The organism is Pseudomonas sp. Irchel 3A7 (genome assembly GCF_900187565.1).
Lineage (GTDB): Bacteria > Pseudomonadota > Gammaproteobacteria > Pseudomonadales > Pseudomonadaceae > Aquipseudomonas.
Genome location: NZ_FYED01000007.1, coordinates 170,729 through 187,051 on the forward strand (window position 1 = coordinate 170,729; position 16,323 = coordinate 187,051).

Here is a 16,323-nt window from a genome sequence, read left to right on the forward strand (position 1 = left end):
AACACCGAACCCTGAAATGCACATCGCTTCTGTGGCGAGGGAGCTTGCTCCCGTTGGGTTGCGGAGCAACCCTAAGATCTGCGGGCGCTTCGCACCCGAGCGGGAGCAAGCTCCCTCGCCACAAAAGCTTATAGAGCGAGTTGTCGACGAAGTTCGGCCAACACCGGCGCCGTGTCCGGGCGCACGCCACGCCACAGGAAGAACGCCTCCGCCGCTTGTTCAGCCAGCATGCCCAAACCGTCCATCGCCACCGCCGCGTCGTGTTCGCTGGCCCAGCGGCAGAACGAGGTCGGTTCCTTGCCGTACATCATGTCGTAGCACACCGTTTTGCCCGGTTCGATCAGGCTGGCGGCAATCGGCGGCACATCGCCCGTCAGGCTCGCGGACGTGGCGTTGATGATCAGGTCCACCGATTCCTGCAACCAGTCGTAACCGCTGGCCGATACCGGTCCCAGGTCGCAGAACAGTTCCGCCAGCAACTCGGCCTTGTCCACCGTCCGGTTGGCGATGATCACTGACGCCGGTTGCTCGGCCAGCAACGGCTCCATTACACCGCGCACCGCGCCGCCAGCCCCGAGCAGCAGGATGCGTTTGCCCTTGAGGCTGAACCCGGCGTTGACCGTCAGGTCCCGCACCAGGCCGGCGCCGTCGGTGTTGTCACCCAGCAGACTGCCGTCGTCCATTTTGCTCAGGGTATTCACCGCACCGGCCCGTTGCGCCCGCGCGGTCAGGGTGTCGGCCAGGCGATAGGCTTCTTCCTTGAACGGAACCGTTACGTTTGCTCCGCGACCTTCGAGGAAAAATGCCCGGGCGCAGCCGGAAAAATCGTCGAGGGGCGCCAACGAGGTGCTGTAGTCGAGTTTCTGCGCGGTCTGCTCGGCGAACAGCCGATGGATCAGTGGCGACTTGCTGTGGCCAATCGGATTACCGAAAACGACATAACGGTCCATCAACATTCCTCGTTCAGGCCTCGGCCAACCAGTCGCGGTCTTGCAGGAAATACTCGGTCAGGCGCGCCTCTTCACTGCCAGGCTCGGCTTTCCAATCGTAACCCCAACGTACCTGCGGTGGCAGGGACATGAGGATCGACTCGGTACGCCCGCCTGATTGCAGGCCAAACAAGGTGCCGCGGTCGTAAACCAGGTTGAACTCGACATAACGCCCGCGACGGTACTCCTGGAACTCCCGCTGCTCGGCGGTGAACGCATCGTGCTTGCGGCGCTGCACGATCGGCAGATAAGCATCGATGTACGCATCGCCAATGGCACGCATGAAGGCGAAACTGGTGTCGAAATCCCACTCGTTCAGGTCGTCGAAAAACAGACCGCCGATGCCCCGCGGCTCATGACGATGCTTGATGTGGAAATAGCTGTCGCACCAGGCCTTGTAACGCGGGTAGACGTCCGGACCGAATGGCGCGCAAGCCTGCTCGGCCACACGGTGCCAGTGCACGCAGTCATCGATGTTGCCGTAGTAGGGCGTCAAGTCGAAACCGCCGCCGAACCACCAGACCGGCTCTTCGCCTTCTTTTTCGGCGATGAAAAAACGCACATTGGCGTGGGAAGTCGGTACGTGCGGGTTGTGCGGGTGAATGACCAGCGACACGCCCAGGGCTTCAAAGCCACGCCCGGCCAGTTCCGGTCGATGGGCGCTGGCGGACGGTGGCAAACCGCTGCCGAAGACGTGGGAAAAGTTAACGCCGCCCTTTTCGATGACCGTACCGTTTTCGATCACCCGCGTACGTCCGCCACCGCCGGCAGGGCGGGTCCAGGCGTCTTCGACGAAGCGCGTGCCGCCGTCTTCGGCTTCCAGGGCAGCGCAAATACGGTCTTGCAGATCGAGCAGATAGGCTTTTACGGCCTCGGTGCGGGTAGTCATGGCATCACCTTGGATCGGGCAAAGCTACGCGGCGCTCCATCGGAGCCGGCCTGCGCAAATGGGCGCGTAGCATACCACCGCCAATGCGCTCGTCGCAGTTGACGAAGATCAAGCTTAGGCGTTCGATAGGGCGCTTGGTAAAGCGACCTCAGGAGAGTGCAGATGGCAAAGCGTATCCAGTTCCGTGCCCATGGCGGCCCCGAAGTACTCGAGTATGTGGATTACCTACCCGCCGAGCCCGGTCCGCAGCAGGTCCGCGTAAGCAACAAGGCCATCGGCCTGAACTTTATCGACACCTATTACCGCAGCGGTCTCTATCCGCCACCGTCCCTGCCATCAGGTGTAGGTTCGGAAGGCGCAGGCGTGGTTGAAGCGGTCGGTAGCGAAGTTAGCCGGTTCAAGGTGGGTGATCGCGTGGCTTACGGCAGCGGCCCATTGGGCGCCTATAGCGACGTGCATGTCTTGCCCGAGGCCAATCTGGTCCACCTTCCGGACGCCATCAGCTTCGAACAGGCGGCCGGGGTCATGCTCAAAGGCCTGACGGTGCAGTACCTGTTGCGTCAGACCTATGAACTCAAGGGTGGCGAAACCATTCTGTTCCACGCTGCGGCTGGCGGCGTGGGTTCCCTGGCCTGCCAATGGGCCAAGGCCTTGGGCGTAAAGTTGATCGGTACGGTGAGTTCAGCGGAAAAAGCCACGCTGGCCAAGGCCAATGGTGCCTGGGCGACCATCGACTACAGCCATGAAAACGTCGCACAGCGGGTGCTGGAATTGACTGACGGCAAAAAAGTCCCGGTGGTGTACGACGGCGTCGGCAAGGACACTTGGCTGACCTCTCTGGACAGCGTCGCGCCACGGGGGCTGGTGGTGAGTTTCGGCAACGCTTCGGGCGCGGTGGACGGTGTGAATCTGGGGATTCTGGCGGCGAAGGGTTCGCTCTACGTCACCCGGCCGACCCTGGGTACCTATGCCAATAACGCGGAAAACCTGCAGCGCATGGCCGATGAGCTGTTCGAGATGATCATCAGCGGCAAGCTGAAGGTGGACATCAGCCAGCGTTATCCACTGGCGGAAGCGGCGAAGGCGCAGGCTGAATTGTCGGCACGGCGTACGACAGGATCGGTGGTTCTGTTGCCTTAAGGACGATTTCGCGAGCAGGCTCGCTCCCACATTTGATCGTTGTCGAACACCCATTCTGTGTTCCCTGAAGATCTACTGTGGGAGCGAGCCTGCTCGCGAATGGCCACACCACGGTATTAATCCGGGCGCACAACATGCCCGGTTGCCAAATCACGAATCACGCTCGGGTTCTTGCGCCCGCCCAGATTCCCGCCCAGCACCAGATCAACCTGCCCACGGAAATACTGCTCGACGCGAATCCGCGTGCGCGCCGCCGGCCGGCCCTGCGGGTTGGCAGAGGTCGACACCAACGGCCCGACGAGGGCGCACAAATCCCGTACTTGGGGGTGATCGCTGACCCGCAGGGCCACCGTTTCATGCACGCCGGTAATCCACTGCGGCAACATATTCTGATGCGGCACCAGCCAGGTATTCGGCCCCGGCCAGGTGCTGGCCATGCGGTCCATCCACAATTCGGGGAAGTCCTCGAACAGGAAGTCGAACTGGCGAATGTTATCCGCGACCAGAATCAGGCCCTTATCCACAGACCGGCCCTTGATCAGCAACAACCGGTCCACTGCCTCTTCGTCCCACGGGTCGCAACCCAGACCCCAGACGGCTTCGGTTGGGTAGGCAATTACCGCCCCCGCGCGAACGGCTCGTGCGGCTTGTTGCACACGCCAACTGTTGACCATGAAAAACGCTCCAGAATAAGGCTCTGTGCAGTTTACCGATCTTCCTTATAAAACCTAGCTCACCCGCGCAAACCAGCGCCCGTTTTCGCAGACTGCGCGGCCCTCCATTTCCAGTTCGGTCAGCGCCACCAGTACATTGGGCAAGGTCCAACCGATGGCGTCGGCCAGCGCTTCACTGGTGTGGGGCGCAGCGTGGAGTAACTTCAGCAAAGGGTGGATGGCTTTCGCTGGCTCGTCTTTGGATAACGGCAGCTGTTGCCAGCCACGCAAGGCTTCAAGGATATGTTCGACGGTTTCCACAAGCACCGCACCGTCGCGGATCAACTGGTGACAACCCTTGGCGCCGGGGTGGTGGATCGACCCCGGAATGGCATAGACCTCGCGCCCTTGTTCCGCCGCCAGCCTCGCGGTGATCAAGGAACCGCTGGCGACGCTGGCCTCGACCACCAACACGCCAAGGGACAAACCGCTGATGATTCGATTGCGTCGCGGGAAATTGCTGGCCGTCGGGCCGGCGTCCAGCGGAAACTCGGAAAGCACTGCGCTACCGGAGGCGATCATCGCATCGGCCAGCGGCCGATTGCGCTGTGGATAAAATTTTTCCAGCCCGGTGCCGAGCACTCCGATCGTTTGCCCGCCAACGTCCAGTGCTGCCTGATGCGCAGCGGCGTCGATGCCCAGGGCCAGACCGCTGGTGATGACAAATCCGGCACCGGCCAGACTGCGGGAGAACGCAACAGCGGTGTCCATGCCCGGCCTTGACGCGCGACGACTGCCCACCATCGCCAGTTGCGGTTTTTCCAGAATGTCGAGATTGCCTGCGACGAACAACAATGGCGGTGCATCGCTGATTTGCGCCAGCAGCGCCGGGTAGTCAGGCTGGTCCCACATCAATAAATGCTGGCCCGGACGCTCTAGCCAGGCCAGCGCATGGCTTGCGCCATCGCGGACCTCCGAGCATCGTCGAGCCTCGGAACAGGCCAATGGCAAGCCCAGCGCACGCCAGGCGCTGGCCGGTGCGCTGATGGCTTTTGACGCTGAACCGAAGGCCTCCAGCAACTTCCTGAATCGCGCCGGACCGAGTTCCGGCAATCGATGCAGGCGTAAACGAGCCTCCAGTTCCGCGGGTGAAACCGGTGTAAAAGCTGACTGCGACATGGATCATCCTTGATCGTTATAAGCCCCCGTCCAAGCGGGAATAAGCTGTGGATAACTCTGTTGGTAACTTGTGAAGCAAGCTTACGGATTTCGCACCTTGTCCATCACCGCCAGGGAACGCGACGCGTTGAGCACCAGCCCGTAGCTGAGCTTGTCGTAGGTACGGAAAACCATCAGCAGGCCGGCGCGTTCATCAGGAATTTTCAGCGGCTGGCCGGTGATCCGGTCACGCACGGTTTCCCCGGTCTTCATCACCACCAACACATTGCCTTCGGCCAGGCCATCGCGCTGGCCCTTGTTCAGCGTGACCACGTCCAGTGCGCCGATCTGGGTGACCCCGCGCGGCACATCAATGATCAGGCCGTTGATGTCGGCGCCGGGTGCGCTGGGCATGAAGGTCGAATTGATCGAACGTTCCTCGCCGCTGAACAAACGGTCACCGAGGCGCACTTCCTGGGTGGTGCGCTGCAACGCCAGCGTGGCGACGTCACCTTCGGTGGCGATGATCTCGCCGCCGCCGATGTCGTCGGCGTTGATCCCCAGAAACTCCCGGGTCTGCGGATCGGTGTAGACCTTGCCCTGGCGGAAGATGCCGTAGACCGGTTGCGCCGGGTCAAAGTGGCCGCGGGCGAAAATACGGTCGCCGATGCCGCTGAGCACGCGTTCGTCATCACCGGCGACGATGTACGGCGCCTTGTCGAAATCCTCGGACTTGTCGACGATGCGGTTGCTCAGCAGAAAACTGTTGATCGATTTCAGAGGAATGCTCGGAATCGCGTCAGCCACCGGACTGCTGCGCACTCGCGGCGAGAGTTTGATGGTGCCTCGGGAGACCCCGCGATCGAGGGTCAGGCGTGGTTGACCGTTGACGTAAACCAACGAAAGCGTATCGCCGGGGTAGATGAGGCTGGGGTTTTCGATTTGCTGATTGGCTTGCCAGAGCTGCGGCCATTGCCACGGCTCACGAAGGAATTTTCCCGAGATGTCCCAGAGTGTGTCCCCCGATACGACGATGTATTGCTGTGGAAAACCTTCCCTGAGTTGCACTTGCCCGTGCGCCAGACCGGCAGAGACCAGAAGCAGCAAGGCGAGTAGTGATTTCCTCATGCGGTGAATCCCTTTATTATGTACGTTCGCGTGAAACGCCAGAGCCGTCAGTGGCTCGCTCCCGGCTTGCTTATGAAGAGAAGGGAGCTACGTTTCACAAAGGTAGCCTGCCTCTTCGGACTCACCAGGCCACCGACCCGACCTTACTTCACACGTGCAGTCATCAAGCTTATGGCCATTTTGAACATCCTCGAATTCCCTGACTCGCGCCTGCGCACCATCGCCAAACCGGTGGCCGTAGTGGACGACGAAGTGCGTCAGTTGGTCGATGACATGTTTGAAACAATGTATGAGGCACCAGGCATCGGCCTCGCCGCGACCCAGGTCAACGTACATAAACGTATCGTCGTGATGGACCTTTCCGAAGACCGCACCGAGCCGCGAGTGTTCATCAACCCCGAGCTCGAACCTCTGACCGACGAGATGGGCCAGTACCAGGAAGGCTGCCTTTCGGTACCGGGCTTCTACGAAAACGTCGATCGTCCGCAACGGGTCAAGGTCAAGGCGCTGGACCGCGACGGCAAGCCTTACGAACTGATCGCCGAAGACTTGCTCGCTGTGTGCATCCAGCATGAATGCGACCACCTCAACGGCAAATTGTTCGTCGATTACCTGTCCACGCTCAAACGCGACCGCATCAAGAAGAAACTGGAAAAGCTTCATCGCCAGAACGCCTGATGCCCATCTTCAAAGGCTTGCTGCGGCAAGCCTTTTTCTTTTCAAGAAGCTTTGCAATAGAGAGCCACCCATGACCGAGCCATTGCGCATTGTCTTTGCCGGCACCCCGGAATTCGCCGCCGAACACCTCAAGGCGCTGCTCGACAGCCCTTACGAGATCGTCGCGGTCTACACCCAACCGGATCGCCCGGCAGGTCGTGGGCAGAAATTGATGCCGAGCCCGGTCAAGCAGCTGGCGCTGGAGCACAACATCCCGGTGCTGCAACCGCCAACACTGCGCAACGAAGACGCTCAGGCCGAATTGGCCGTGCTGAAACCGGACTTGATGGTGGTGGTCGCCTACGGGCTGATCCTGCCGCAAGCCGTGCTGGATATTCCGCGCCTGGGTTGCATCAACAGCCATGCCTCCCTGCTGCCTCGCTGGCGCGGTGCGGCGCCGATCCAGCGCGCCGTCGAAGCGGGTGACCGCGAAAGTGGCGTGACCGTGATGCGCATGGAAGCGGGCCTGGACACCGGGCCGATGTTGCTGAGAGTCACCACGCCGATCAGCGCCGAAGACACCGGCGGCAGCCTCCACGACCGCCTGGCCGAAATGGGTCCACCGGCGGTGGTGCAAGCGATTGCCGGTCTCGCCGCCGGAACACTGGAGGGCGAAGTGCAGGACGACAGCCTCGCCACCTACGCGCACAAATTGAACAAGGACGAAGCCCGCATCGACTGGAACCGCCCGGCCGTTGAGCTGGAGCGTCTGGTCCGTGCCTTCAATCCGTGGCCGATCACTCACAGCACGCTGAACGGCGAAGCACTGAAAGTCCTGGCCGCGAATCTGGCTGAAGGCAAGGGCGCTCCGGGGGAGATCCTTGGCGCCAGCAAGGACGGCCTGATCGTCGCCTGCGGTGAACAGGCCTTGTGCCTGACCCGTCTGCAATTGCCCGGCGGCAAGGCACTGAATTTCAGCGACCTGTTCAACAGCCGTCGCGAGAAATTCGCCACCGGTACCCTACTGGGTCAAACGGTGGACGTTCAATGAATCCACGTCTGGCCGCCGCCAAGGCACTGGCTGCTGTTCTGAGCGGAAAAGCCTCACTTAACAGTTCACTGCCGACACAAATGGACAAGGTCGAGGACCGCGACCGCGGTTTCACCCAGGACCTGGCGTTCGGCACCGCGCGCTGGCAGCCACGTTTGTCGGCACTGGCGGCCAAGCTTTTGCAGAAACCGTTCAAGGCGGCCGATGCCGATGTCGAAGCGCTGCTGCTGGTCGGCCTCTACCAATTGCTCTACACCCGCGTCCCGGCTCACGCCGCCATCGGCGAAACCGTCGGTTGCGCCGACAAGCTGAAAAAGCCCTGGGCCAAAGCCTTGCTTAACGCCGTATTGCGCCGCGCCCAACGGGAAAGCGAAGCGTTGCTGGCCGAGCTGGAGCATGATCCGGTGGTACGCACCGCCCACCCGCGCTGGCTGCAGAAATCCCTGAAAGCCTTCTGGCCCGAGCAGTGGGAAGCGATTTGCGCGGCGAACAACGCGCACCCGCCGATGATTTTGCGGGTCAACCGTCGCCATCAAACACGCGATGCCTATCTGGAACTGCTCAGCCAGGCCGGAATCGCCGCCAACCCCTGCGTTTACAGTCGGGATGGCATCATCCTCGACGCAGCCGCCGACGTGCGCAGCCTTCCGGGTTTCGCCGAAGGCTGGATCAGTGTGCAGGATGAAGCGGCACAATTGGCGGCTGATCTGCTCGATCTGGCCCCGGGCCAACGGGTGTTGGACGCCTGCTGCGCACCGGGCGGCAAGACCTGTCATATCCTCGAAGCCGAACCCGCACTGGCCGGCGTGGTAGCGGTGGACCTGGAAGCCAAGCGCCTGGTACGGGTGCGGGAAAACCTCGAACGCCTGGGCCTGAGCGCCGAGTTGATCGCCGCCGACGGCCGCGACACCGAGGCCTGGTGGGATGGCAAACCATTCCAGCGCATCCTGCTGGACGCACCGTGCTCGGCCACTGGCGTGATCCGTCGCCACCCGGACATCAAGTTGACCCGCCAACCGGATGACATCGCCGCGCTGGCGGTGCTGCAAGGCGAATTGCTCGACGCCATGTGGAAAACCCTGGAGGTTGGCGGCATCCTGCTCTATGCAACGTGCTCGACATTGCCGACCGAGAACACCGAAGTCATCGAGTCGTTCCTCACCCGAACCCCCGGTGCCCGCGAACTGGACCTGGCTACTGCGGCGGGAATCAAGCAGCCCCATGGTCGCCAGTTGCTGGCCCGGGAAGGCGGGCATGACGGGTTCTATTACGCCAAGCTGATCAAGATCGCCGCCGCGCGCGGTTAAACGGATTCAATGGAGTGACTGGATGAAAATCATCATCCTCGGTGCGGGGCAAGTCGGCGGTTCGCTGGCAGAACACCTGGCCAGCGAAGCCAATGACATCACGGTGGTAGACACCGACGGCGAACGCCTGCGCGACCTTGGCGACCGCCTGGACATCCGCACGGTGCAAGGTCGCGGCTCGCTGCCGACCATTCTGCGCCAGGCCGGGGCGGACGATGCCGACATGCTGGTCGCCGTGACCAGCAGTGACGAAACCAACATGGTGGCCTGCCAGGTCGCCCACACCCTGTTCCACACGCCCACCAAGATCGCCCGGGTCCGCGAAGCCGCGTACCTGACCCGCGACGAATTGTTCGATAACGAAGCCATCCCGGTGGACGTGCTGATCAGCCCGGAGCAAGTGGTCACCAACTACATCAAGCGCCTGATCCAGCATCCGGGCGCCTTGCAGGTGATCGACTTCGCAGAAGGCAAGGCACAGCTCGTCGCCGTGCGGGCTTACTACGGCGGGCCACTGGTGGGCCAGCAACTGCGGCAGCTGCGCGAACACATGCCGAACGTCGAAACCCGCGTCGCGGCGATTTTCCGTCGTGACCGGCCGATCCTGCCCCAGGGCGATACGGTGATCGAGGCGGATGACGAAGTGTTTTTCATCGCCGCCCGGGCGAACATTCGCGCGGTCATGAGTGAAATGCGCCGTCTCGACGAGACTTACAAACGCATCGTCATCGCCGGTGGCGGGCAGATCGGTGAACGCCTGGCCGAGGCCATTGAAAGCCGTTACCAGGTGAAGATCATCGAGATGAACCCGGCGCGTTGCCGACATCTCTCGGACAACCTCAACAGCACCGTAGTGCTTCAAGGCAGTGCCTCGGACCGCGACCTGCTGCTGGAAGAGAACATCGCCGACGCCGATATCTTCCTGGCCCTGACCAATGACGACGAAGCCAACATCATGTCGTCGCTGCTGGCCAAGCGCCTGGGCGCGAAGAAGGTGATGACCATCATCAACAACCCGGCCTATGTCGACCTGATCCAGGGCGGCGACATCGACATCGCCATCAGCCCGCAACTGGCAACCATCGGTACTCTGCTGGCTCACGTGCGGCGCGGCGATATCGTCAGCGTGCACTCACTGCGACGAGGCGCGGCGGAAGCCATCGAGGCGATTGCCCACGGCGATGCCAAATCGAGCAAGGTCATTGGCAAATCCATCGAGAATATCGGCCTGCCGCCGGGCACCACCATCGGTGCGATCATCCGCGACGAAGAAGTGATCATCGCCCACGATGACACGGTGATCGCGGCGGGTGACCATGTGATTCTGTTCCTTGTGGATAAAAAGCATATTCGCGATGTGGAAAAGCTGTTCCATGTGGGGCTTAGCTTTTTCTGAGCCGGCGCTGGCCTCTTCGCGAGCAGGCTCGCTCCCACAGGGTTTTCGGCTGTACACAACATTTGTGGTCACTGAAGATCAACTGTGGGAGCGATCCTGCTCGCGAAGGCGGCCGCACCGAAATCAGATCCTTTCCTGATACACCCGAATAAGGAATCCACCATGATCGAATCCCTGGAAAAAATGCTCGCCAAGGGTGTGGATAACTCATTGCTGCGCTTCGGCCTGGGCAAGGGTTATCTCGATCTGGGGGAGAACGCCAAGGCTGTGGAACATTTTCAGCGCTGCGTCGAGATCGATCCTAAGTATTCTGCCGCCTGGAAGCTATTGGGCAAGGCCCATCTGGCGCTGGCGGATTATGCCGCTGCACGTCAGGCCTGGGAGAAAGGTCTGGAAGCCGCTCGAAACCACGGCGACAAGCAGGCCGAGAAGGAGATGACGGTGTTTTTGAAGAAGCTCGATCGTCAAGCGCACTGATCAGAGGTAGCGCAGGCCAATACCCTCGGCATCGACTTGCACCACTTCCATGCGCACCCGCGGAGCACCTGTGGGTAAGTCCTGGACTTGCCCGTAAACCACTGCGCCTCTAGGCAGCGTCGACAATACCGGATGCTTGACGTAGACCCCCGTGGTCGACAGGTTGCGCGTCTGGCCCAGGCATTCGCCGAAGCTTTCGTGAGTAATCTTGATGCGAAATGATTTGCGTTGTTCGGACATCTTCTGCGCCCTTGAATGAACGGTTGTGGATAACCCAGACATCAAGGTTATCCACAGATCGTGCCAACCGACTCAGTACCAGCGCTCCTCACCGGGAGGACGCTTCTTGAAGCGCTTCATGCTCCACATGTATTGGCTCGGATACGCCCGCACATAGCGCTCTACCACCTGGCTCATCGCGGCACAGGACGTTGCGGTATCGGTGCTGTACATGGCCTCTGGCGCAGCTTCCAGGATCACCTTGTAGCCCGAACCGTCCGGCAGCCGCAGCGCGTGCAGGAACACACCGACCGCTTTGCCGCCGGCGAGCATGTTCGGTACGAACTTGCTGGTCAGTGCCTGAGTGGCGAAGAACGGCACGAAAATCCCGGCGGATTCAGCCGGTTCCGGGTCAGCGGGAATGCCCACTGCACCACCTTTGCGCACTTCCTTGATGACGCTGAGGATGCCTTCCTTGGTGGACGCGGCCACCTTGTTGCCCAGTTGTACGCGCTGCTTTTGCAGCAATTCATCCACCGCCTTCAATTTTGGCGGGCGGTAGAAAATGATGGGTTTGCACTGGCTGCAATAGAAATGGTTGAGCACTTCCCAGTTGCCCAGGTGACTGGTGATGCCAACGACGCCTTTGCCGGAGGCTAGGGCGTCCTTTAACACGTCGAGGCCTTCGACTTCGCGCACCAGGTCGATGGAACGCTGGGCCGGCCAGATCCAGGCGCAGGCGCTTTCAGTCAGGGACTTGCCGATATCTTTCAGGCTCTGGCCGACCAGACGCTCGCGTTCGGCGGGGTCCATGTCCGGAAAGCATTTGGAGAGGTTGATCCGCACCACGTCGCGGGAGCGGTTGGGGGTTTTCCACATCACCCAGCCAATCGCCGAGCCGACAGCCTGCACTGCCCGCCAAGGGAGCAGGGCAAACAGCCGCAGAGCGCCTACCAGCAAGGCGCCTTTAAACTTATCCACAGGTCACTCCTGATCTTGTGCTGTGCGCGAGGCGGCTATTCTAACCGCCGTTGGCCAGCATCGCGTAGCGATCGCAATCCTGCGTGTGATCCATGACCATGCCCGAAGCCTGCATCAACGCATAACAAATGGTTGGCCCTACGAAGGTGAAGCCGGCTTTTTTCAAGCCTTTGCTCATCTCCACCGCCTCGGGCGTGACAGCCGGCACTTCGCTGCGATCCTTGAAATGATTGATCTTCGGCACATCCCCGACAAAGGACCAGAGAAACGCCACCGGGTCTTCCAGCGCCAGCCAGGCCTGGGCATTGCGCCGGGCCGCGTTGAGCTTGAGGCGGTTGCGGATGATGCCCGGGTCGAGCATCAATTCATCGATTTCAGCGTCGCTCATCTGTGCCACGCGCTGCACATCGAAGCCATACATCACCTGGCGATAATGCTCGCGTTTGCGCAACACGGTGATCCAGGAAAGGCCGGCCTGGAACCCTTCGAGCAAAAGCAACTCGAACAAACCCTGCGCATCGCGTAGCGGCGTGCCCCACTCCTGATCGTGATAAGCCATGTACAGCGGATCTTCGGAACACCAAAAGCAGCGTGGCATAAGGCTCCAGGGGGCGTGCGCAGCAATGAATCGGGTATACTCCCGCTCTTTAAATCGCAGCCCAAGAAACAGGTGAATTTCGTGAGCCAGCCTACGCCAGCCGTGCGTACCTTCCAAGACTTGATCCTCGCCCTCCAGCAATACTGGGCCGAGCAAGGTTGTGTGGTACTTCAGCCCTACGATATGGAAGTAGGCGCCGGCACTTTCCACACCGCTACATTCCTGCGCGCCATTGGCCCGGAAACCTGGAACGCCGCCTACGTGCAGCCAAGCCGTCGCCCGACTGACGGCCGCTACGGCGAAAACCCGAACCGTCTGCAGCACTACTACCAGTTCCAGGTTGTCCTGAAGCCGAACCCGGACAACTTCCAGGAACTGTACCTGGGTTCCCTCAAGCACGTGGGCCTGGACCCATTGGTGCATGACATCCGCTTCGTCGAAGACAACTGGGAATCGCCGACCCTCGGCGCCTGGGGTCTGGGCTGGGAAGTCTGGCTCAACGGTATGGAAGTGACCCAGTTCACTTACTTCCAGCAAGCGGGCGGCATCGAGTGCTATCCGGTAACCGGCGAGATCACTTACGGTCTGGAACGCCTGGCCATGTACCTGCAAGGCGTGGACTCGGTCTACGACCTGGTCTGGGCTGACGGTCCATTCGGCAAGGTGACCTACGGCGACGTGTTCCACCAGAACGAAGTGGAGCAGTCGACCTACAACTTCGAGCACGCCAACGTCGAGAAGCTGTTCGAACTGTTCGATTTCTATGAAAGCGAAGCCAAGCGCCTGATCGAACTCGACCAGCCGCTGCCGTTGCCGAGCTACGAAATGGTGTTGAAGGCTTCCCATACTTTCAACCTGCTGGATGCGCGCCGGGCGATTTCCGTGACTGCGCGTCAGCAATACATCCTGCGTGTTCGCACCCTGGCGCGTTCCGTTGCGCAAGCCTACCTGCTGGCGCGCGCCAAGCTGGGCTTCCCGATGGCGACCCCGGACCTGCGTGACGAAGTACTGGCCAAGCTGGAGGCTGCACAATGAGTGCTCTGGATTTTCTGGTTGAATTGGGCACTGAAGAACTGCCACCCAAAGCCCTGAACACCCTGGCCGAGGCGTTCCTTGCCGGTATCGACAAGGGCCTGCAAGCCGCCGGCCTGAACTACGAGACCAAAACCGTTTACGCGGCGCCACGTCGCCTGGCCGTGCTGATCACCTCGCTGGCCACCGAACAGCCGGATCGCAGCATCAACCTGGATGGCCCGCCACGCCAGGCCGCCTTCGATGCCGAAGGCAATCCGACTCAAGCGGCACTGGGCTTTGCCAAGAAGTGCGGCGTCGACCTGAGCGAAATCGATCAGAGCGGCCCGAAACTGCGCTACAGCCAAAGCATCGCCGGCAAGCCGACCGCGAGCCTGCTGCCGACCATCGTCGAAGATTCGCTGAACGACCTGCCGATTCCCAAGCGCATGCGCTGGGGCGCGCGCAAGGAAGAATTCGTTCGCCCGACCCAATGGCTGGTGATGCTGCTCGGTGACCAGGTCATCGATTGCACCATCCTCGCCCAGAAGGCCGGTCGCGACTCCCGTGGTCACCGCTTCCACCACCCGGAAAGCGTGCGTATCGGTTCGCCGTCCAGCTACCTGGCCGATCTGCGTGCCGCTTACGTGTTGGCCGATGCCAACGAGCGTCGCGAGATCATCAGCAAGCGCACCGAAGAGCTGGCAACCCGCCAGGAAGGCACCGCCATCGTGCCACCGGACCTGCTCGACGAAGTGACCGCGCTGGTCGAGTGGCCGGTGCCGCTGGTGTGCTCGTTCGAAGAACGCTTCCTCGATGTACCGCAAGAAGCTTTGATCACCACCATGCAGGACAACCAGAAGTACTTCTGCCTGCTGGATGTCGACGGCAAGTTGCTGCCACGTTTCATTACCGTGGCCAACATCGAGAGCAAGGACCCGCAGCAGATCATCGCCGGTAACGAGAAAGTGGTTCGCCCACGCCTGACCGACGCCGAGTTCTTCTTCAAGCAAGACAAGAAGCAGAAACTCGAAGACTTCAACCAGCGCCTGCAAAACGTGGTGTTCCAGGAAAAACTCGGCAGCGTCTATGACAAGGCCGAACGTGTTTCCAAACTCGCCGCTTACATTGCCGCGCGCATTGGCGGTAACGCTTCCTGGGCTGCTCGTGCAGGCTTGCTGTCCAAGTGCGACCTGGCGACCGAAATGGTCGGCGAGTTCCCGGAAATGCAAGGTGTCGCCGGCTACTACTACGCCCTCAACGATGGCGAGCCGGAAGATGTCGCACTGGCTCTGAACGAGCAGTACATGCCGCGCGGTGCCGGCGCTGAACTGCCGTCCACCCTGACCGGTGCGGCCGTGGCCATCGCCGACAAGCTCGATACACTGGTCGGCATCTTCGGCATCGGCATGCTGCCTACCGGCAGTAAAGACCCATACGCCCTGCGCCGTGCCGCACTTGGTGTGCTGCGCATCCTGATCGAGAAACAACTGGATCTGGATCTGAACGATGCCGTGGCTTTCGCTGTGAATGCATTTGGCGCCAAGGTCAAGGCAGCCGGCCTCAACGACGCGGTGCTGGAGTTCATCTTCGACCGCCTGCGTGCGCGTTACGAAGACGAAGGTGTTGATGTCGCGACCTACCTGTCGGTACGCGCCCTGAAGCCGGGTTCGGCCCTGGACTTCGACCAGCGCGTGCAAGCGGTGGAGGCGTTCCGCAAATTGCCGGAAGCCGCAGCCCTGGCGGCCGTGAACAAGCGTGTGTCGAACCTGCTGAGCAAGGTCGAAGGCTCCGTGCCGACGGTCGTGGAAGCCAAGTACTTCGACAATGCCAACGAGTTCTCCCTGTACTCGGCGATCCAGCAGGCAGACCAGGCTGTTCAGCCAATGGCCGCGGCACGTCAGTACAGCGAGTCGCTGGCACGTCTGGCCGCCCTGCGTGAACCGGTGGATGCGTTCTTCGAAGCGGTGATGGTCAACGCTGAGGATGCCAAGGTCCGCGCCAACCGCTATGCGCTGCTGGCGCGTCTGCGTGGCTTGTTCCTCGGCGTCGCCGATATTTCGTTGCTGGGGTAAGTCTGTTTGAAACTGCTGATTCTCGATCGGGACGGAGTGATCAATTATGACTCCGACGCTTACATCAAGTCGGTGGAGGAGTGGATTCCACTTCCCGGTTCGATCGAAGCCATCGCGCAGTTGAGCAAGGCCGGCTGGACGGTAGCGGTCGCTACCAACCAGTCGGGCATCGCTCGCGGCTATTACGACATCGCCACCCTGGACGCCATGCACGAGCGCTTGCGCTCGCTGGTGGCGCAGCAGGGTGGTGAAGTCGGGCTGATCGTCTATTGCCCGCACGGGCCGGACGACGGTTGCGATTGCCGCAAGCCAAAACCCGGAATGTTGAAAAACATCGCCGCACATTACAACGTGTCGCTGACTGATCTATGGTTCGTCGGCGATAGTCTCGGTGACCTGGAAGCCGCCAAAGCCGTCGATTCTCAGCCAGTTTTGGTAAAGACCGGGAAAGGCGAAAAGACTTTGGGCAAGACCCTACCGGCAGGCACATTGATTTTCGATGATCTGGCGGCGATTGCCGCAGAACTTATCCACAATTAGAGCGCTTTCGACAGTTCGGGAGTGCGCTTGAACAGTCGGGCAGTGCCCGTAACG

At 61.0% G+C, this 16,323-nt stretch carries 17 protein-coding genes; 9 read left to right on the forward strand and 8 right to left on the reverse strand.

Features of this window, described 5'->3' with window-relative positions; genetic code table 11:
• Nucleotides 1-128 precede the first annotated feature (128 nt).
• The gene (gene aroE, locus CKW21_RS13755; protein ID WP_095194507.1) at nucleotides 129-950 is read right to left on the reverse strand and encodes a shikimate dehydrogenase; all 822 of its coding nucleotides are present in this window, start codon (nucleotides 948-950) and stop codon (nucleotides 129-131) included.
• Between the two features lie 13 nt (nucleotides 951-963).
• Nucleotides 964-1,878, reverse strand: coding sequence for an oxygen-dependent coproporphyrinogen oxidase (hemF, locus tag CKW21_RS13760; RefSeq protein ID WP_095194508.1), 915 nt, complete (start codon nucleotides 1,876-1,878; stop codon nucleotides 964-966).
• Nucleotides 1,879-2,040: 162 nt separating this feature from the next.
• Here hemF and CKW21_RS13765 point away from each other — a divergent pair, with 162 nt between their 5' ends.
• Nucleotides 2,041-3,018, forward strand: a complete 978-nt coding sequence (locus CKW21_RS13765) for an NADPH:quinone reductase (RefSeq protein WP_095194509.1) — start codon at nucleotides 2,041-2,043, stop codon at nucleotides 3,016-3,018.
• Nucleotides 3,019-3,134: 116 nt separating this feature from the next.
• Here the strand turns inward: CKW21_RS13765 and CKW21_RS13770 are convergent, their stop codons facing one another.
• From CKW21_RS13770 to CKW21_RS13780, 3 genes are all read right to left on the reverse strand, one after another.
• Nucleotides 3,135-3,692, reverse strand: a complete 558-nt coding sequence (locus CKW21_RS13770) for an L-threonylcarbamoyladenylate synthase (protein ID WP_095194510.1) — start codon at nucleotides 3,690-3,692, stop codon at nucleotides 3,135-3,137.
• A 54-nt stretch (nucleotides 3,693-3,746) separates the two neighbouring features.
• Nucleotides 3,747-4,850: a DNA-processing protein DprA gene (gene dprA, locus CKW21_RS13775; protein ID WP_095194511.1), complete on the reverse strand. Its 1,104-nt coding sequence runs from the start codon at nucleotides 4,848-4,850 to the stop codon at nucleotides 3,747-3,749.
• 81 nt (nucleotides 4,851-4,931) lie between these two features.
• Nucleotides 4,932-5,957 carry a LysM peptidoglycan-binding domain-containing protein gene (locus tag CKW21_RS13780; RefSeq protein ID WP_095194512.1) on the reverse strand — a complete coding sequence of 342 codons (1,026 nt, stop codon included), beginning with the start codon at nucleotides 5,955-5,957 and terminating at the stop codon, nucleotides 4,932-4,934.
• A gap of 171 nt (nucleotides 5,958-6,128) precedes the next feature.
• Between CKW21_RS13780 and def the strand changes: the two genes are divergently transcribed.
• The 5 genes from def (at nucleotide 6,129) to CKW21_RS13805 (ending at nucleotide 10,845) form a co-directional block, all read left to right on the forward strand.
• Nucleotides 6,129-6,635 carry a peptide deformylase gene (gene def / locus CKW21_RS13785; protein WP_095194513.1) on the forward strand — a complete coding sequence of 169 codons (507 nt, stop codon included), beginning with the start codon at nucleotides 6,129-6,131 and terminating at the stop codon, nucleotides 6,633-6,635.
• Nucleotides 6,636-6,705: 70 nt separating this feature from the next.
• Nucleotides 6,706-7,665, forward strand: coding sequence for a methionyl-tRNA formyltransferase (gene fmt / locus CKW21_RS13790; RefSeq protein ID WP_095194514.1), 960 nt, complete (start codon nucleotides 6,706-6,708; stop codon nucleotides 7,663-7,665).
• Nucleotides 7,662-8,972, forward strand: a complete 1,311-nt coding sequence (rsmB, locus tag CKW21_RS13795) for a 16S rRNA (cytosine(967)-C(5))-methyltransferase RsmB (protein WP_095194515.1) — start codon at nucleotides 7,662-7,664, stop codon at nucleotides 8,970-8,972. Before fmt ends, rsmB begins: the two co-directional genes overlap by 4 nt.
• A gap of 22 nt (nucleotides 8,973-8,994) precedes the next feature.
• Nucleotides 8,995-10,368: a Trk system potassium transporter TrkA gene (trkA, locus tag CKW21_RS13800; RefSeq protein WP_095194516.1), complete on the forward strand. Its 1,374-nt coding sequence runs from the start codon at nucleotides 8,995-8,997 to the stop codon at nucleotides 10,366-10,368.
• A gap of 162 nt (nucleotides 10,369-10,530) precedes the next feature.
• Complete coding sequence (locus tag CKW21_RS13805; protein WP_095194517.1) at nucleotides 10,531-10,845, forward strand: tetratricopeptide repeat protein; 315 nt, start codon at nucleotides 10,531-10,533, stop codon at nucleotides 10,843-10,845.
• On the opposite strand, the gene CKW21_RS13810 is transcribed toward CKW21_RS13805, so the two are convergent.
• The 3 genes from CKW21_RS13810 to tag all read right to left on the reverse strand — a co-directional run bounded on the left by CKW21_RS13810 (nucleotide 10,846) and on the right by tag (nucleotide 12,643).
• Entirely contained in the window at nucleotides 10,846-11,085 is a 240-nt protein-coding gene (locus CKW21_RS13810) for a PilZ domain-containing protein (protein WP_095194518.1), read from the reverse strand.
• Nucleotides 11,086-11,157: 72 nt separating this feature from the next.
• A complete protein-coding gene (locus CKW21_RS13815; RefSeq protein ID WP_095194519.1) occupies nucleotides 11,158-12,045 on the reverse strand; it encodes a lysophospholipid acyltransferase in 888 nt (295 codons plus the stop codon).
• A 40-nt stretch (nucleotides 12,046-12,085) separates the two neighbouring features.
• Nucleotides 12,086-12,643, reverse strand: a complete 558-nt coding sequence (gene tag, locus CKW21_RS13820; protein WP_095194520.1) for a DNA-3-methyladenine glycosylase I — start codon at nucleotides 12,641-12,643, stop codon at nucleotides 12,086-12,088.
• 81 nt (nucleotides 12,644-12,724) lie between these two features.
• On the opposite strand from tag, the gene glyQ reads away from it, so the two are divergent.
• Genes glyQ through gmhB form a run of 3 tightly spaced genes read left to right on the forward strand, consistent with a single transcriptional unit; the run spans nucleotide 12,725 to nucleotide 16,269 of the window.
• Nucleotides 12,725-13,678, forward strand: a complete 954-nt coding sequence (gene glyQ / locus CKW21_RS13825; RefSeq protein ID WP_003213601.1) for a glycine--tRNA ligase subunit alpha — start codon at nucleotides 12,725-12,727, stop codon at nucleotides 13,676-13,678.
• The gene (gene glyS / locus CKW21_RS13830; protein ID WP_095194521.1) at nucleotides 13,675-15,729 is read left to right on the forward strand and encodes a glycine--tRNA ligase subunit beta; all 2,055 of its coding nucleotides are present in this window, start codon (nucleotides 13,675-13,677) and stop codon (nucleotides 15,727-15,729) included. Before glyQ ends, glyS begins: the two co-directional genes overlap by 4 nt.
• 6 nt (nucleotides 15,730-15,735) lie before the next feature.
• Nucleotides 15,736-16,269: a D-glycero-beta-D-manno-heptose 1,7-bisphosphate 7-phosphatase gene (gene gmhB / locus CKW21_RS13835; RefSeq protein WP_095194522.1), complete on the forward strand. Its 534-nt coding sequence runs from the start codon at nucleotides 15,736-15,738 to the stop codon at nucleotides 16,267-16,269.
• Nucleotides 16,270-16,323 lie beyond the last annotated feature (54 nt).

Bases quoted from the DNA above. Each gene is read 5' to 3' on its own strand.
- CKW21_RS13805 (WP_095194517.1), top strand. From the start codon at position 10,531: ATGATCGAATCCCTGGAAAAAATGCTCGCCAAGGGTGTGGATAACTCA.
- dprA (WP_095194511.1), bottom strand. From the start codon at position 4,850: ATGTCGCAGTCAGCTTTTACACCGGTTTCACCCGCGGAACTGGAGGCT.
- hemF (WP_095194508.1), bottom strand. From the start codon at position 1,878: ATGACTACCCGCACCGAGGCCGTAAAAGCCTATCTGCTCGATCTGCAA.
- tag (WP_095194520.1), bottom strand. From the start codon at position 12,643: ATGCCACGCTGCTTTTGGTGTTCCGAAGATCCGCTGTACATGGCTTAT.
- CKW21_RS13770 (WP_095194510.1), bottom strand. From the start codon at position 3,692: ATGGTCAACAGTTGGCGTGTGCAACAAGCCGCACGAGCCGTTCGCGCG.
- CKW21_RS13810 (WP_095194518.1), bottom strand. From the start codon at position 11,085: ATGTCCGAACAACGCAAATCATTTCGCATCAAGATTACTCACGAAAGC.
- CKW21_RS13780 (WP_095194512.1), bottom strand. From the start codon at position 5,957: ATGAGGAAATCACTACTCGCCTTGCTGCTTCTGGTCTCTGCCGGTCTG.
- trkA (WP_095194516.1), top strand. From the start codon at position 8,995: ATGAAAATCATCATCCTCGGTGCGGGGCAAGTCGGCGGTTCGCTGGCA.
- rsmB (WP_095194515.1), top strand. From the start codon at position 7,662: ATGAATCCACGTCTGGCCGCCGCCAAGGCACTGGCTGCTGTTCTGAGC.
- CKW21_RS13765 (WP_095194509.1), top strand. From the start codon at position 2,041: ATGGCAAAGCGTATCCAGTTCCGTGCCCATGGCGGCCCCGAAGTACTC.
- glyS (WP_095194521.1), top strand. From the start codon at position 13,675: ATGAGTGCTCTGGATTTTCTGGTTGAATTGGGCACTGAAGAACTGCCA.
- fmt (WP_095194514.1), top strand. From the start codon at position 6,706: ATGACCGAGCCATTGCGCATTGTCTTTGCCGGCACCCCGGAATTCGCC.
- def (WP_095194513.1), top strand. From the start codon at position 6,129: ATGGCCATTTTGAACATCCTCGAATTCCCTGACTCGCGCCTGCGCACC.
- aroE (WP_095194507.1), bottom strand. From the start codon at position 950: ATGGACCGTTATGTCGTTTTCGGTAATCCGATTGGCCACAGCAAGTCG.